Origin of the sequence: Paenibacillus sp. PvR133 (assembly GCF_017833155.1) — a bacterium.
In the GTDB taxonomy this organism is placed as follows: Bacteria; Bacillota; Bacilli; order Paenibacillales; family Paenibacillaceae; genus Paenibacillus; species Paenibacillus polymyxa_B.
This window is the reverse complement of the sequence record NZ_JAFIBS010000001.1, coordinates 1,160,034-1,174,773: the sequence shown is the minus strand read 5'-3', so window position 1 is coordinate 1,174,773 and position 14,740 is coordinate 1,160,034. Positions and strand designations below refer to the sequence as shown.

Genomic DNA, 14,740 nt, shown 5'->3' with positions numbered 1-14,740 from the left:
TAAGGGCTTAACTAATATGAATTTACTAAAGTTCGGCAGTACTTGTCAAATTAATTTTTTTAGCGCTGATAGGAGGATTCCAAGGCCGTTACCGCTATGGTATCTGTTTGGCCCCACCGTTACCAATGTCATATCTACAAACCGCTCCTATTCTGTATAATCTCAAGGGAATTCAAGACATAAGCCTGAGATCGGGAGGATCATGAGAAAGTGAGTATAGACAACAAATATAAAGCACTTGAACTGGAAACGCCGGGCATCTACGAGCTGGAGGGACTGGAAGTCGGGGTCACCTCTAATTGCAACTTCAAGTGTGATTACTGCTGCGCGTATCAGCGGAACGATGGGCAATGCATTAGCAGCAAAGAGGTCATTGATATTATTGATGACATTCCAACGTTAAAACGTGTGCGACTGTCCGGGGGAGAAGTGACCTTGAAGTATGAGGATTGTCTGGACATTGTGGCTCACTGCTCAAGCAAGGGCATCGCTACCCAGCTCAATACCAATGCCAGCTTGCTCAGCCCTGAACGAATTGAGAAACTGCGTGATGCAGGACTTTCCAATATTCATATCTCCTTCAACTTCACGGATGCCGATAAATATGCAACCTATTATCATGTTCATCCTCGCATGTATGAGAAAATCGTTCAAAATATCCGGTTATGTACCGAAGCCAAGCTGGAAACGGTGCTGGAGACGTTGCTGTTTGCCGAGACGCAGAACAACATGCCAGCGATTAGCGAAAAGGTATATGAACTCGGTGTGCGCATCCATGAAATCCAAAACAGCATCGTAATGGATCATACCAACTGGAATGCTATTTCCACCAAGGAAGCGCTCGTCCGTTCCGTTCATGACCTGATTGCACATAAAAAGGACGATACTGTGTTGTATTTCACCTGTATGGACCGTTTTGCAGAAGCGCTGGGCTTCAAGGAACAGCCTGGTGTTTATTTTTCCAACTGTGTTGATGGTAAAAAACAGCTCCATCTTCACGGGAACGGGGACATCCTGATCTGTGAGCTATGCCATCCTGTGGTCATCGGCAATATTTATAATGGAACATCCCTAAAGGATATTTACAAAAATAAACCGAAGCAGCTTCAGGAGTTTCTCGACAAACTGCCTTGTCCCGCATATGATGCGCTTTTTCCTGTAGGAAGCAAGTAAATATGATTTGAGATTGTGAGACTATAAGCATCTACCACCCTAACAGTTAGGGTGGTAGATATCCTTCATATAACTCCATGAGTCCTTTATCAATGATTTTAATGAAAGGGTTTACATGTTAAAATATAAAAATATGATCTTCTTATGAAAGAAGGAGTAGATATGAAATATAGAAATGTAGGCAACAGTGGTCTTAAAATTAGTGAAATCGGTCTGGGTAGCTGGTTAACCTACGGTACAGCTGCCGAGCAGGAAGCAGCTCATACCTGTATTGCCAAAGCCTTTGAACTCGGGATTAATTTCTTTGATACCGCGAACGCGTATAACCGGGGAGAAGGCGAGAAGGCTATGGGAGCTGCCTTGAAGCCTTATCGAAGAGAGAGCTATGTGTTATCTACCAAGGTGTACTTCCCTATGGACTCCGGTCCCAATGACAGGGGACTGTCACGCAAGCATATTATGGAGCAATGCGAAGCGAGTCTGAAGCGTCTCGGTACGGATTATATCGACATGTACTTCTGTCATCGTTATGATTCGGATACTCCTTTGGAAGAGACGTTGCGAGCGCTCGATGACCTTCAGGCTCAGGGTAAGATCCTGTACGCTGCTGTCAGTGAATGGAGTGCTGCCCAGCTCACGGATGCCCATGGGATTGGAAAAAGGCTGAATTTGCGCCCGCTGATTGCCAATCAGCCGATCTATAATATGTTCGAACGTTATATCGAACATGAGGTACTTCCTGTATCCGGGCAGATAGGTATCGGCCAAATTGTATTTTCGCCTCTAGCCCAAGGTATCCTCACGGGTAAATACAAGCCAGGACAACCTTTACCGACAGGCAGCCGCGGGGCTGATGCCTCTGTCAATAATGTCATCAGCAGTTACATGAACGATACCGTTCTAAACTGTGTCCAGGAGCTGGATAAGCTGGCGAAGGACTTGGGTATTACCCTGTCACAGCTCGCGCTTGCCTGGATTCTGAGAGAACCGGATATCAGCGCTGCACTCATTGGGGCCACTAAACCGGCACAAATCGAAGAAAATGTAAAAGCAGTCGAAGTGACGCTGCAACCGGAGACATGCGTGGAAATTGAGCGGATTCTCAAGCAAGCAGAAGGTTTTGAACCTTTGCGTTAAGCATTCTAGCCTCTGTAGAGGGGAACCATTAATAAAAAAGTCTCGCTCTTCCTGTCCTTAACAGAGAAGAGCGAGACTTTTTAACTTGCTTCAAGCATGGCATAAATACCTGAAACCACACTAAATACAATCCCGCTTACTAAAACAAGGATTTGCTTCTTACTGAGATCCAGCGGATCAAAAAAGATAGGCAACAGCCATTTTAGGCTGATGACAGCCCATAAGCCCTCCAGTAGACCTAGCAGCAACACCTTTTGTCCCCAGTGAAACTTCATTTGTGGTGTTAGCGGACCTTCAAGAAACTGGTCACCTGAAGTGTGGAGATTCCAAGAAACAATAACTACGAATATAAGGAGAGTTAATAGGGTTGACATAATATAGGTGATATCTTTTTTAGCCTTTTTCGTGAGTTTCGGCGATCTTTTAAACTCAGGCAAGCCAATCAGGAAAAAGACGATTCCTACGATAATAGCCACGCCTACAGAGGAACCGAGTATGATATTGGCTACGATGCCGATGCCATTGATGATTAATAATAAAATAAGCTCTCCCCCTTTGGGGTTACGATGATAGTTATTTTATTGTACACATAGGAACGAAAATGCTCAAATATTTGGAAAAGCCCCAGCGCTTTCGCCTGGGGCTTTTTTTTGCTTTTTGCCGATTACAATGCTGATTTAATGACCTTTTTATAATACAGGATGGATAGTATCCCGAAAATGGAATATAAGGCGGTGTACAGCACCATAACGATGATCATAGGCATCCAAATTTCAGTTCCAAACAAGAACCAGCCAGATTGAACGGCGAAATAGCTATGTGAAAGGCCAATTACTAGTGGAATGCCGAAGTTAAAGAGTTGTTTTATTTTAATGCCTCTAAGCAGGTCACTTTGAGTGAACCCTAACTTTCTTAACACGGTGTAATTGGCTTTTTCGTCTTCACTCTCATCCATTTGCTTAAAATAAAGGATGCAGCCTGATGTAATGAGAAAGGTCAGTCCTAAAAAGCCAACTACAAACATGATCACTCCCATGTTCCGCTTCTGATTGCTGCTCATTTCAAGGCGTGATGTTTGTTGATCATTAAAATTCGCAGCTGCAAAGAGACGATCGGCTTCTTTGATCTGTTCTGTATTTATCATATCAATTCCAATATATAAGGATGACTTCTTTTGAATCTCAGGATTTGCATCTTTCTTTAGCCGCTCAAAGATACTTTCGTCTACAATGACAGTGGGTAATCCACCGGCTGTGAAATAGTAGGGAATCACGTACTCCTTTTTTAGACCCAAATATTGTTGATGTATGACTTCTTTTTTTCCCTTCAAATCCAATGGACCTGAGTTTTTCAAGGACATGAATTTCTGTAACAAATCATTATAGCCTGTTAAAATCGTTTGGCCTGGAGATACATCCGTACCCTTCACAGATTGATCGCTTATGACAGGCAACGTCATGGAATTCGCACCGATATTTAATCCTTCCAGAGGAGTGTCCATAATTTGCGCTGTGTTCACGCTGACTTGAATAACTTCAATTTTCTTTTCTAGATACTTTATGTCATGCTCCTGAAGTAACGTTTTGAATTTCTCAGCATCCGGTACATTCGTCATTGCAAAATGGGAAGGCACATTGTCCTCAGCTGCTTGATCCGCAGAATAATAGGCGATATAGCTTAAGGAGAGTAAACCGATGGCAAGTGCCGATACCGTCGTAATAATGGTCAACAATAAAGCATTGGATTTCATGCGGAACATAATGGATGAGAGAGACAGCACCTCATTAATGTTCAAATAGCCGCCTTTACTTTTTCTGATGATATTGGAAATAAAGCGGATAGATCCTTTATAAAAAAGGAGTGTTCCGATGATGACAGAGCCCAAAATAAACACCATAGCCATAAATAACTCATTCATGGATGTAAAGTCTCCACCAAACAATTTGGAAGAAACATAGTATCCTAAAGCGATGAATGAAACTCCAATGATCCCGATGATCATCTCATAGATCGTTATTTTCTTGATTTTCCCTTCGGTGGTTGAGGTTACTCTGAACAAAGACAAAATACTCTGTCTTTTGATAAAAGAATAATTCATGAGCATGATCAATAGGTAGATGATACCAAAAACGATGAGTGTTTGAGTCAGTGCTTGGTTAGAGAAATATAGAGTGGCAATGGCTTCGACGCCCGTCGTCTTAAATAAAATCATGATCACTAATTTGGAAAAGGAAAATCCAACCCCAATTCCGATGAATAGTGAACTGAAGTATAGAATTAAGTTTTCAGCACTCAGGATGCGAAAAATTTTATTTTTAGTCATTCCGATCAATTGAAATAGGCCAATTTCTTTGCTGCGTCTTTTTATAAAGATATTATTAGCATACAAAAGGAAGATGCAGACAATGGCGACCAGTAAAACGGATGCTGCCCGTATGGAAGCTGCACCTTTAACAGAACCCTTCACTTCGTCCATGGAGGGATCGTATTGTAATGTGACAAAAGCGAAATAGAGCGCAACACTAAAAATGAGAGCAAAAACATAAAGGTAATAATTTTTAAGGTTTTTTTTCAAATTTTTTAGAATGAGCAGATTAATGTTCATATTGGACCCCGCCTAAGACCCCTTGGGTTTTCATGATATCCTGGAAAAAGCTTTGTCTTTCCTGCTCGCCTTTGTGAAGCTGCGTATACATTTGCCCATCTTTAATAAAAATGACTCGACTGCAATGACTGGCTGCGACAGGATCATGCGTGACCATAATAATGGTGGCCTTGCGTTTTTGATTTAACTGGCCCAGCTTATTTAGTAAATCGGAAGCCGATTTGGAATCTAGCGCACCCGTAGGTTCATCGGCAAAAATAATACTGGGCTCATGAATAAACGCTCTGGCCGCAGATGTACGCTGCTTCTGTCCACCCGAAATTTCATTGGGGTATTTGTCCTTGAGCTCATAAATTCCCAGTTCTGTAGCTACTTCCTGAAATTTTTGGTTGGCTTCTTTTTTAGGGGTTTTGGTGATGGATAACGGTAAGAGGATGTTTTCCTTCACAGTTAGCGTATCCAGCAGATTATACTCTTGAAAAATAAAGCCTAAATGCTTTTTGCGAAATTCAGCCAGTTGCTTTTCTTTCATTTTCGTCATTTCGATATCATTGATTTTAATGGAGCCTTGGCTCACTTTATCAATGGAGGAAAGAACATTCAGCAGTGTGGTTTTACCTGAACCGGAGGCTCCCATAATACTGACAAATTCTCCTTCTTCAATGACGATATCTATTCCCTTCAAAACCTCCTGCATATTTAACTTATTACCGTAACTTTTATGAATTTTATGGGCTTCTAAAATATTCACTTCGATGCACTCCTTATTGTTCTTGTAGCCTTATTATAAAAATAGAGCCGATGTTTTTCCTTTGATTGGGCGAACAATACATAAAAGCATGTGACATCTCTGTCACATGCTCACCATGCTCACGAAATCATTTCGTTTGGGGAAAATTAAAGTGAAGGTTGTACCCACGTTCGGTTTGGAGTGCACATCTATATGTATGAGCAAGGACTGTGCTGCCTTTTTCGTTAAATATAACCCCATACCCGTTGAAGTATGATCAGAATGTTGGGTTGTGGAGGTAAAACCTTTCTCGAAAATACGGGGTATATCCTTCGGATCAATACCGCGCCCAAAGTCTTGGACCTCAAGCTGTATTCGATCCCTTTGTACATAGCTGTGAATGATAATATCACTGGCATCGCTATATTTGATGGCATTGGTTAAGAGCTGTCTGATGATAAAAGCCAGCCATTTGGCATCACTCAGCACTTCCATGTGCTCCAATTGGATGTCAAAACCGATCCCTTTTTGGATGCACCATGACTGTAGTGCTTTGATCTCTTTAAAAACAAGAGATTTTAAATCCACTTGCTCGACATACAGATCATTTTCAATAAAGGATATGCGTTTGTGATGGAGCTGTTGATCCAGCAGTAAGTGAATTCGTAGCCATTCATAGGTTAACTGAGCTTTTAGGGGCTTATCGTCCAACCGCTCAATCATCAAATGCATGGTGGTCAAAGGTGTTTTTACCTCATGAATCCAGGATAATAATTCATCTTTTTCATGTTCAAATGTCAATTGATTTTGCGAGATGATCTGTTGTAACCGTACGGTCTGGTCAGTGATTTTTTGTTCAATGATTTGCTCAAACGGACTCTCCGGTTCGCCTATACCCGTTAGTTCAAGAGGGCTCTCCCATTCTTCTAGTGTGGTATAGAATTTGGTTTCCTTGGGATAGCGAATGATTAAAAAAACCAAGAAAATCATCATAGATAAGAAGACGATATAAAGAATCGGCATTAACGGAATTGCTGCATCCACATAAGCAATGAACAGGATCAGGAATTGCTGACACACAAACAATAGAATCCAGCTCCGCCTCTCTATAAGGTATTTTTTAATCATAGGCAGGTGCCTCTTCTGTAGCCATATAGCCTTGCCCGACTTTCGTTTCAATGAAACGGCCCAAATCCAGCTCGTCTAATTTTTTACGCAGGCGGTTCAAGTTGACGGTCAGGGTATTGTCGCTGACAAAACGTTCATCATCCCAGAGGCTTTTAATTAATTCCTCTCGTGCGACAATTTTATTTTTTTGTTCGATCAGCAGCTTCAAAATAAAAATCTCGTTCTTGGTTAATTCGATGGAGCCAGCCTCATTGGCTACTACATTTTTTTCATAATCGACCGTCGCTCCACGCCATGTTCTCAGAGAGACAGGTTCTGTATTGTAATTATATACGCGGCGGAGTGTCGCCTGTAATTTTGCGATGAGTACATCAAAATGAAACGGTTTTTGGATAAAATCATCCGCGCCAAGCTGCATCGACATCACCATATCCGTAGGATGATCCCGTGATGATAAGAAAAGGATGGGCACGTTAGAGTGGGATCGAATCATTCGACACCAATGAAACCCATCAAATTTCGGCAATTGAATATCTATCACGACCAGGTCAGGCTTTATCGTTGTGAATTCCTGAATGACTTTATTAAAATCCTGGATGCCATACACATCATAGTTCCATTGAGTTAACCGATCCTTCATTTCATGGAACAAAGTTTCATCATCTTCAATTAGTAGGATTTTGAACAACGATTTCACCACTTTAACCTTTTTTTAGGATTTTGCAACTCCCCTTTTATAAAGTGTATAGCAAAAATTGTATATGTGCTACATGTGTGGATTCAACTTGATATTGCGATAATCTGCTGTTAATAGTTGAGGTTTATAGTGGGGTTTATATTGACTATCTCATATATATTAAAGGATGGATGCAATGATGGGGATTCACACGTATTTTCGGTCGCTAAATGAGCTGGAAAGAATCATCCGTTGTCCGGGTAAGTTTAAATTCGAGGAACACAGCGTATCGGCACATTCTTGGAAAGTAGTACAATACGCTAAAACGCTGGCTGATATTGAAGAGAGAAATGGTGTCAGTATTGACTGGAAAAAGCTATACGAGATTACGAGCAGTCACGATTACGGGGAAATTTTTATTGGGGACATCAAAACGCCTGTTAAGCATTCCTCTAAGGAACTACGATTGTTAATCCAGCAGGTCGAAGAAGGTATGATTGAGTATTTTATTGAAGAGAATATTCCCGAGGATTTTAAAGCTATTTTTCGCAAACAGTTACGTGAAGGCAAAGATAATTCAGTAGAAGGTTTGATCCTTGAAGTTGCTGACAAGATGGATCAGGTGTACGAAGCATTTGCCGAACTACAGCGGGGAAATACTGAAAAAGAATTTATAGTCATGTATCGTAATGCGCTTGTGAAAATCAAGAATATTCAGTTACACTGTGTTGATTATTTTTTGGAAAATATCCTGCCCGATATGGTCAAGGAAGAAACGCCTTCATCCATTGATATCAAAAAGATTACGGAAGAAGCCTTAGCTCTGTAAATGAATTTCTCTACCGTCCAGAAGCTACTGAAGCGCTTCTGTTCATACATAATCATAGTTTTATTTGTAATAAAGTAGCTTCTATATGAAAATAAAGAGCAATAAGGGCAGTTGATTGAACTGCCCTTATTGCTTTTTTGGGGTTGGAAAAACGGAGGGCTAAGCGTATTCCTTAAACAATTTATTAAGGTATAAGAATATTAGTTATTCCGAAAAAGGATTTGGGAAATTCGTTTTCGTGGCAGCATATTGTTCCTTGGTGTTGCCGATTCCCAGTTCGCCGTTTTTGTTATATCCCCAGGACCAAACCGTCCCATCGGCTGTCAAAGCATGGGAGTGGGTTCCTGCTGCACTGAATGCTACTACATCGGTTAGTGGCGTGTTTGTGTCATCTACAACTTGGGATGGGACTTTAACAGAAAATACATCGGTCCCGTCACCTACCTGTCCCTCATTATTGGTTCCCCAGCCCCAAAGAGTTCCATCATTTTTAAGTGCAAAAGTTTGAGTTTTGCCTGCTTTCAGTCTACTTACATTGGAAACATTGATCAATACGGGTGATCTTCTAAAAGTAGAGGTTCCATCCCCAAGCTTTCCAGAAGTGTTACTCCCGGAAGCATATACTTCTCCGCTGTTCGTTAGTACATAAATGCGGTCAGCTCCGGCAGTAAAAGTTTTGATATCATCAATTCGATATTGAACAGGGGTAAGCTGGTTTTCTTTGTCATCCTGCCCCAGTGCGCCGTCATAACCACGTCCCCATACCCATAGCTGATTATTTTTGTCCAGGGCTGCGCCAAAACTGTCACCAGCATCAATGGATACAATATCTTCTAAACCTTGTACCTGAACAGGCTTAACGGAAAAGGCGGAAACTCCTTTTGTGCCAATCCCCAGCTGTCCAAAGTTGTTTTCTCCATAAGCCCACACTGTGCCGTCATTTTTGAGCGCAAGCGTAAATTGACCTCCTGCTCTCACTTCCTTAACATTATCAATATATTTGTTTTTAACAGGTACTCTTGCCGTGTCCCTCTTATTCCCTGTCCCTAGTTCGCCGTAACTTGCAAACCCCCAAGACCAGATGGTTCCGTCTTTTTTGAGCAAAGTTGAATGCAAATCACCAGCATCAATCATTGCGATGTCGGATACATCTGCTTGCATTGGGCTTGTTTTATTATTCCCTCCGCCAGCGCCTACGCCGAGCTTGCCATCACTGTTACTTCCCGTTGCATAAAATGAAGATCCATCTTCCATGGCCAGGAAAGCGTTAGTGGTCCCTGCCGAGAGCAAATGATCGTAATTTACAGTAGAATCAGCGCTTGCCGTAATAGAGCTTCCTACTAAAAGTGTTGATGCAGCGAGAGCTACCAAACTGAGTTTTTTTAACATATAATTGCACACCTTTCAAAATGTAATGGATAAATACAGACTAAAGCAACCAAATTGTTCCTGTCCGCGTCTTAATAGTGAACGTATTCTTTAAACCAGATTAGGGAGGATCACTTATGAAAAATAGAGTTTCTGCCCTTGTCCTTGTCTTGCTTGCGGCAGCATTACTGCCTGCATGTTCTACAACAGAATCGGCTACGCCGGTTAACGAATCTAATGGAGCGGTGGCTCAATCTATTTTTGACTTAGTCCGTCTGGAAAGCACAACGGTATACACAGGGCGTGCCAAAATCGAAAGTATTGAAAGAATTGAAAAAGAAGTAGAACAACCCTTAGCAGCCCCCACCATGGACTATTTGGTCCGATTTGAACAGCCTGTTCAATTTGCTAAAGAACTACCCCAAAGTGATGATCCAACGGAAAAACCTATCCAAGCGGTCTATATATCTGTCCCAGATACACATATTTATAAGCAGATGGATGGTCAGCGGAGGCAATTAATCAATCCAGCAGAATTACAAGCGGGGCAACCGATTGAAGTTTCTTATCTGTACCCTGTAACACCTGTTTTCCTGGCATTGGAAATCGTTGTGCTGGATGATTTATAGAGGAGGCCGATAAGGCCTCCTTACTCCTATACAAGCACGTTATATCATAGGGCTTAGGTGATATTAATGAGTTTTACCATGTTGTAGATATAACGTGTTTGCTCATACTTAACCATAGTGCCTGCAGAGTTCTTAACTTGAATACCGGACGAGCCTCCACCATCAAGAAGAATGGCTTCAAAGCAATCCTGTTTAATAAAATAATTGCGAAGTTGTTTCAGTGTCGCATTTTCATGAACAACCAGGTAGACCTGCCAAACATTATTTACGACCTTGAAGCCCAGGCCAGTTCGCCCGGTGGAATCGGTGTATCGCAACGTTCCGTTCAAATCAAATTTTTCAATATCTTTTAAATCCTCAAGCCATGCTTCTTCCTCTTTCTTCAGCGACAGGCTACCGCCGCTAATAATAGACTTATACGTAATCGAAGTCCCCATTTGTTTTTTGAGATCCGTCACACTTGAAGCACGGGTAATCCCTATTTTCGTTTTGTTGCTCTCCGTGTATACAAATGCTGTACCACGGCTATTCCCTTTGGCATTCGCCTTAGTATCATGGGTATTATTAGGTGTGACCGCGATAGACAAACACTCGGTCGGCGCCTTTGCTGTGCTGATTGGGTTAAAGAAGCCCCCATTAATCCCGTAATCGGTTTGCTGTGTGATCCGGCTTCGAATATTTTTATTTTGAATATTCGAAGCTGGCGTGATGATAACATGGAAACCATCGGACGTTTTGGTGTAAGAGTAGTTTGCTGGCATGTTAAACCTCCAATTGGATTATTTTGAAACCGAACCTCGCGCGATAATTCGTTTCTCATATATATAGGAAATTTACAGCTGCCTCTTACAACCCGGAAATCAAATTTTTCTAAAAAATTTTGAAATAGCATATACAAGACAATGCTTGACTTCAAGTTAACTTTAAGTAGTAACATACGGAATGTGACGTAGTGATTAGGAAATGCGATGACTATTCTGATAATTTAGGAGTGATAAAAATTGAAAAAGAAACAACTGGGTAACAGCGACCTTCAAGTATCTGCACTGGGTCTGGGCTGCATGGGTATGTCCGAATATTACGGTGAGTTGAATGATCAGGAGTCGATCAAAACTCTTCATCGTGCGCTGGAGCTAGGGATAAACTTCTGGGATACTGCTGATGTCTACGGTGTGGGGAAAAATGAAAAACTGATTAGCCAAGTCCTGCGGAGCCACCGTGACGAAGTCGTATTGGCTACTAAATTTTCCATTATGCGTGGGGAAGATGGCGCATTTATGGGTGTAAGTGGCCGTCCCGAATATGTAAAAGAGGCATGTGACCGCAGTCTGCAAAGACTAGGAGTAGATGTGATTGATTTGTACTACCAGCACCGTGTCGATCCGAATGTACCTATCGAGGAAACGGTTGGCGCGATGAGTGACTTGGTTCAGGCGGGAAAAGTCCGCTATTTGGGGCTGTCCGAAGCTTCTCCTGGGCTCATTCGACGCGCTCACAAGGTACATCCGATTACAGCGCTGCAAACGGAATATTCTTTATGGAGCCGGGAAGCGGAAGATGAAGTTATACCGACGTGTAAGGAGTTGGGTATCGAATTTGTGGCCTACAGTCCACTTGGACGCGGATTTTTGAGCGGGCAAATTCAGAAGTTTGATGATTTTGCAGAAGATGATTTCCGTCGCTCTGTGCCACGTTTTCAACCTGAGAATTTCCAGAAAAATCTGGATCTCGTGCAGCATGTTAAGGACCTTGCTGCCCAAAAAGGGGTCAAACCTTCTCAACTGGCGTTGGCATGGCTGCTTGCGCAGGAGGGAATTGTACCGATTCCAGGAACCAAGCGGGTTACGTATCTAGAGGAAAATGCAGGAGCAGTTGATGTGGTTTTGTCCGCAGAAGAAATGGAGACTATTAACGCAATCATCCCCAAAGGAATGGCAGCAGGCCTTCGCTATCCTGCAGAGCGGATGCCGAATTGGCAAGCTGAATAATGAAGATAATGAGATAAACCCAAAAGCCTTCTTTCACGCGGATCGGCGTGAAAGAAGACTTTGCGGGTTTCATAGATAAGCAAGAACGTACTTTATCTCTTTACAAAACGGGAGCTTGCAATGCAGTATTGATATTTTGCAGATCCATCGAAAGCTGCTCTTTTACGTTCCAAGGGTGATACCAGCCGCGTTCAATCATGTATGTGGAAATTTGTTCATGCGTATCAATAGCTTCATCCAGTTGCTTTGTAAGAATTGCCTTAATTTCTGGAGTTCCCGCTTCTGTTACGGCCATAGCGTAATTTCTCACACCGCTTTTGGCCGCGTTCAGAAAATCGGCTGCAATGACTTGGTCCGTTAAGGTATGCAGTCCGGTCAAATGCTCCAACAGTGTATTCATGGCTTAACCTCCTGTGAAATGGCTTGATCTAAGAGGGTGCCGAGTTCTTGTAATTGGCGGGTCGATAAGTCAACATCCTGCTGTAATATAGCTTTGAGAGTCGGATCAGAGATCAATGCTTGCATTGTTTTGGAATTGGTAAGACATACTGTTTTGAACGCTGACAGTTCATGGACTTCAAGGGTTTCGTGCAGGCCATACACCATATGACGTTTACCTCCAATACTCCAATATATAGTTAAGGTTTAAGCACAACTTTGATGCAATTGTCTTGTCTGGTATCGAAAATTTCATATCCACGTTTGGCGTCGCTTAACGGAATGACGTGTGTAACAACGTCTCCTGGGTCCACCTTTCCCGTATCAATCAGCTCATACATATATGGCATATAGTGAATAACGGGAGCCTGTCCCGTACGTAAATTAACATTTCGCTGAAAAATGTCTCCCAAAGGAAAACCGTTATATCGTCCGCCGTATACACCTGTAACTTGAATGGTCCCGCCTTTGCGGACAGCCTGTGTGGCTATGACCAACCCTCCTAAAGCTCCACCGTGAAGTTTGAGACCAGAAGCCAAGGATTCCAGCGGAGACATTTTACCACTCATGCCGGAGCAATCAATAACTACGTCCGCGCCTCCTTTGGTCATCTCCTTCAGGTAGTTGCCAACGTTTTCTTGCGATTCCACATTAACGATCTCCACGTGATTGGTGCGCTTCGCGTGTTGCAGACGATAATCCAGATAGTCTGCCGCAATGACTCGTTTTGCCCCTTTGAACCAGGCGAACTTTTGCGCTAACAGACCTACCGGCCCACAGCCAATAACAATGACAGTATCTCCCTTCTTCACTCCGGCATTATCGACGCTCCAAAATGCAGTAGTCATGGCATCAGCAATCAGGCAAAGCTTCTCGTCAGGATGTTCACAACTCTCCGGAATTTTGAAGTGAGTGAAGTTGGCAAAAGGCACACGTAAATATTCAGCTTGTCCACCCGGATATCCACCAGTTGTTCCTGAATAGCCGAAAAAACCGCCCATATCTCCATGCTCATTAGAATGATCACATTGACTTTCCAATTGGTTTTTACAATAAAAGCATTCACCGCACGCTATGTTGAACGGAATGATCACGCGGTCTCCCTTTTTCAAGTTGGTTACGCCGCTGCCGACTTCTTCTACAACCCCCATCGGCTCATGCCCAATTACATAATCCTCTTGTAGATTCGGAATCATTCCATGAATGAGATGCAGATCTGAACCACAAATAGCGGTTGTTGTCAGTCTGATAATCGCATCATCGGCTTTTTGAATACTCGGGTCCGGAACATCTTTAACCACAACGTTTTTGATACCTTGGTAGGTCACTGCTTTCATGCCTGGTTTCCTCCCATATGTTCGTCCGGCGTGCGATCAAACATACCCTTGCGGGTGGTATCGTCTGGGAACAGTTTCATTTTACTGATGTCCACCGTCTTGTTGGCTGATAGTTGATCCAATTGATACTGCTTTTGCAGATCATAGGGATGAAACCATTTTTTTCGTACCATAAGATCAGTGATTTCCTGATGAAACGCGATGCCTTGATGCAATTGATTGCGCAACAGAGTTCTAGCATCTGGGGAGACGGTTTCCGTCAAGGCTATGGCTGTATTTCGAACCCCTTCCTTGACGCGAATCAGAAAGTCCATCGCTAAGGTCATGTCTGCCATTTCCGGCATATTTAATGAGTTTTTTGGATCCACATAATCCATTCTTGCGGACTGGGTCTGATTTAATGTCACATCATTCACCTCAATTTAAAATTGGTGTTGGTCGGAATTCTGGAACAGGTGCCTGAAACGGTGCTTTAACATACAATGCTTGCAAATCGGCAATAGCTTGTATAGATTGCTGAACATCTTTTTCCATTAAATCCTTTAGCTCTTGATCGAATACTAAGCCCTGCATTAATTTGGACTTGGCTAAGCATAACGTTTTAAAATTAAGCGCTTCGTGGATCTCTAGGGACTCATGCGCCGCTAATGTAGGCTGTTGGCTTATCATAGGATCACCTTTCTTTTATGATTCTCAAAGGTA

General features: G+C 42.5%; 17 protein-coding genes. 5 read left to right on the top strand and 12 right to left on the bottom strand.

The genetic code is table 11. The features are described 5' to 3' along the window. The first annotated feature begins 210 nt into the window (after positions 1–210). Both JOE49_RS05210 and JOE49_RS05205 read left to right on the top strand, forming a co-directional pair. Positions 211–1,173, top strand: a complete 963-nt coding sequence (locus JOE49_RS05210; RefSeq protein ID WP_103047134.1) for a radical SAM protein — start codon at positions 211–213, stop codon at positions 1,171–1,173. Positions 1,174–1,335: 162 nt separating this feature from the next. Then, the gene (locus JOE49_RS05205) at positions 1,336–2,310 is read left to right on the top strand and encodes an aldo/keto reductase family protein (RefSeq protein ID WP_209940683.1); all 975 of its coding nucleotides are present in this window, start codon (positions 1,336–1,338) and stop codon (positions 2,308–2,310) included. An 80-nt stretch (positions 2,311–2,390) separates the two neighbouring features. On the opposite strand, the gene JOE49_RS05200 is transcribed toward JOE49_RS05205, so the two are convergent. The 5 genes from JOE49_RS05200 to JOE49_RS05180 form a co-directional block, all read right to left on the bottom strand. Next, positions 2,391–2,786, bottom strand: coding sequence for a hypothetical protein (locus JOE49_RS05200; protein ID WP_209940682.1), 396 nt, complete (start codon positions 2,784–2,786; stop codon positions 2,391–2,393). Positions 2,787–2,974: 188 nt separating this feature from the next. Further along, on the bottom strand, positions 2,975–4,915 hold the full coding sequence (locus JOE49_RS05195; protein ID WP_028540914.1) for an FtsX-like permease family protein: 1,941 nt from the start codon (positions 4,913–4,915) through the stop codon (positions 2,975–2,977). Then, positions 4,905–5,666: an ABC transporter ATP-binding protein gene (locus tag JOE49_RS05190; RefSeq protein WP_053326448.1), complete on the bottom strand. Its 762-nt coding sequence runs from the start codon at positions 5,664–5,666 to the stop codon at positions 4,905–4,907. Before JOE49_RS05190 ends, JOE49_RS05195 begins: the two co-directional genes overlap by 11 nt. A 102-nt stretch (positions 5,667–5,768) precedes the next feature. Further along, on the bottom strand, positions 5,769–6,773 hold the full coding sequence (locus JOE49_RS05185; RefSeq protein WP_209940681.1) for a sensor histidine kinase: 1,005 nt from the start codon (positions 6,771–6,773) through the stop codon (positions 5,769–5,771). Continuing rightward, complete coding sequence (locus JOE49_RS05180; RefSeq protein ID WP_069081196.1) at positions 6,766–7,461, bottom strand: response regulator transcription factor; 696 nt, start codon at positions 7,459–7,461, stop codon at positions 6,766–6,768. Before JOE49_RS05180 ends, JOE49_RS05185 begins: the two co-directional genes overlap by 8 nt. 187 nt (positions 7,462–7,648) lie before the next feature. Between JOE49_RS05180 and JOE49_RS05175 the strand changes: the two genes are divergently transcribed. After that, positions 7,649–8,278 carry a YfbR-like 5'-deoxynucleotidase gene (locus tag JOE49_RS05175; RefSeq protein WP_023991029.1) on the top strand — a complete coding sequence of 210 codons (630 nt, stop codon included), beginning with the start codon at positions 7,649–7,651 and terminating at the stop codon, positions 8,276–8,278. A gap of 204 nt (positions 8,279–8,482) precedes the next feature. On the opposite strand, the gene JOE49_RS05170 is transcribed toward JOE49_RS05175, so the two are convergent. Continuing rightward, a complete protein-coding gene (locus tag JOE49_RS05170; protein WP_076264587.1) occupies positions 8,483–9,667 on the bottom strand; it encodes an RCC1 domain-containing protein in 1,185 nt (394 codons plus the stop codon). Between the two features lie 116 nt (positions 9,668–9,783). Between JOE49_RS05170 and JOE49_RS26275 the strand changes: the two genes are divergently transcribed. Then, complete coding sequence (locus JOE49_RS26275) at positions 9,784–10,275, top strand: hypothetical protein (RefSeq protein WP_237448875.1); 492 nt, start codon at positions 9,784–9,786, stop codon at positions 10,273–10,275. Between the two features lie 53 nt (positions 10,276–10,328). Here JOE49_RS26275 and JOE49_RS05160 read toward each other — a convergent pair whose 3' ends face one another. Continuing rightward, positions 10,329–11,036: a phosphodiester glycosidase family protein gene (locus JOE49_RS05160; protein ID WP_209940680.1), complete on the bottom strand. Its 708-nt coding sequence runs from the start codon at positions 11,034–11,036 to the stop codon at positions 10,329–10,331. A gap of 240 nt (positions 11,037–11,276) precedes the next feature. Between JOE49_RS05160 and JOE49_RS05155 the strand changes: the two genes are divergently transcribed. Beyond that, on the top strand, positions 11,277–12,263 hold the full coding sequence (locus JOE49_RS05155; RefSeq protein WP_028540908.1) for an aldo/keto reductase: 987 nt from the start codon (positions 11,277–11,279) through the stop codon (positions 12,261–12,263). 100 nt (positions 12,264–12,363) lie between these two features. On the opposite strand, the gene JOE49_RS05150 is transcribed toward JOE49_RS05155, so the two are convergent. Genes JOE49_RS05150 through JOE49_RS05130 form a run of 5 tightly spaced genes read right to left on the bottom strand, consistent with a single transcriptional unit; the run spans position 12,364 to position 14,707 of the window. Further along, positions 12,364–12,663 (bottom strand): spore coat protein, encoded by a 300-nt coding sequence (locus JOE49_RS05150; RefSeq protein WP_025719163.1) that lies wholly within the window; start codon positions 12,661–12,663, stop codon positions 12,364–12,366. After that, the gene (locus JOE49_RS05145) at positions 12,660–12,869 is read right to left on the bottom strand and encodes a hypothetical protein (RefSeq protein WP_160788325.1); all 210 of its coding nucleotides are present in this window, start codon (positions 12,867–12,869) and stop codon (positions 12,660–12,662) included. The genes JOE49_RS05150 and JOE49_RS05145 overlap by 4 nt, the downstream gene beginning before the upstream one ends. A 32-nt stretch (positions 12,870–12,901) precedes the next feature. Then, entirely contained in the window at positions 12,902–14,038 is a 1,137-nt protein-coding gene (locus tag JOE49_RS05140; protein ID WP_160788324.1) for a zinc-dependent alcohol dehydrogenase, read from the bottom strand. Beyond that, positions 14,035–14,415, bottom strand: coding sequence for a spore coat protein (locus JOE49_RS05135; protein WP_160788400.1), 381 nt, complete (start codon positions 14,413–14,415; stop codon positions 14,035–14,037). The genes JOE49_RS05140 and JOE49_RS05135 overlap by 4 nt, the downstream gene beginning before the upstream one ends. A 40-nt stretch (positions 14,416–14,455) precedes the next feature. Continuing rightward, positions 14,456–14,707: a spore gernimation protein GerQ gene (locus JOE49_RS05130; protein WP_160788323.1), complete on the bottom strand. Its 252-nt coding sequence runs from the start codon at positions 14,705–14,707 to the stop codon at positions 14,456–14,458. Positions 14,708–14,740: the final 33 nt, after the last annotated feature.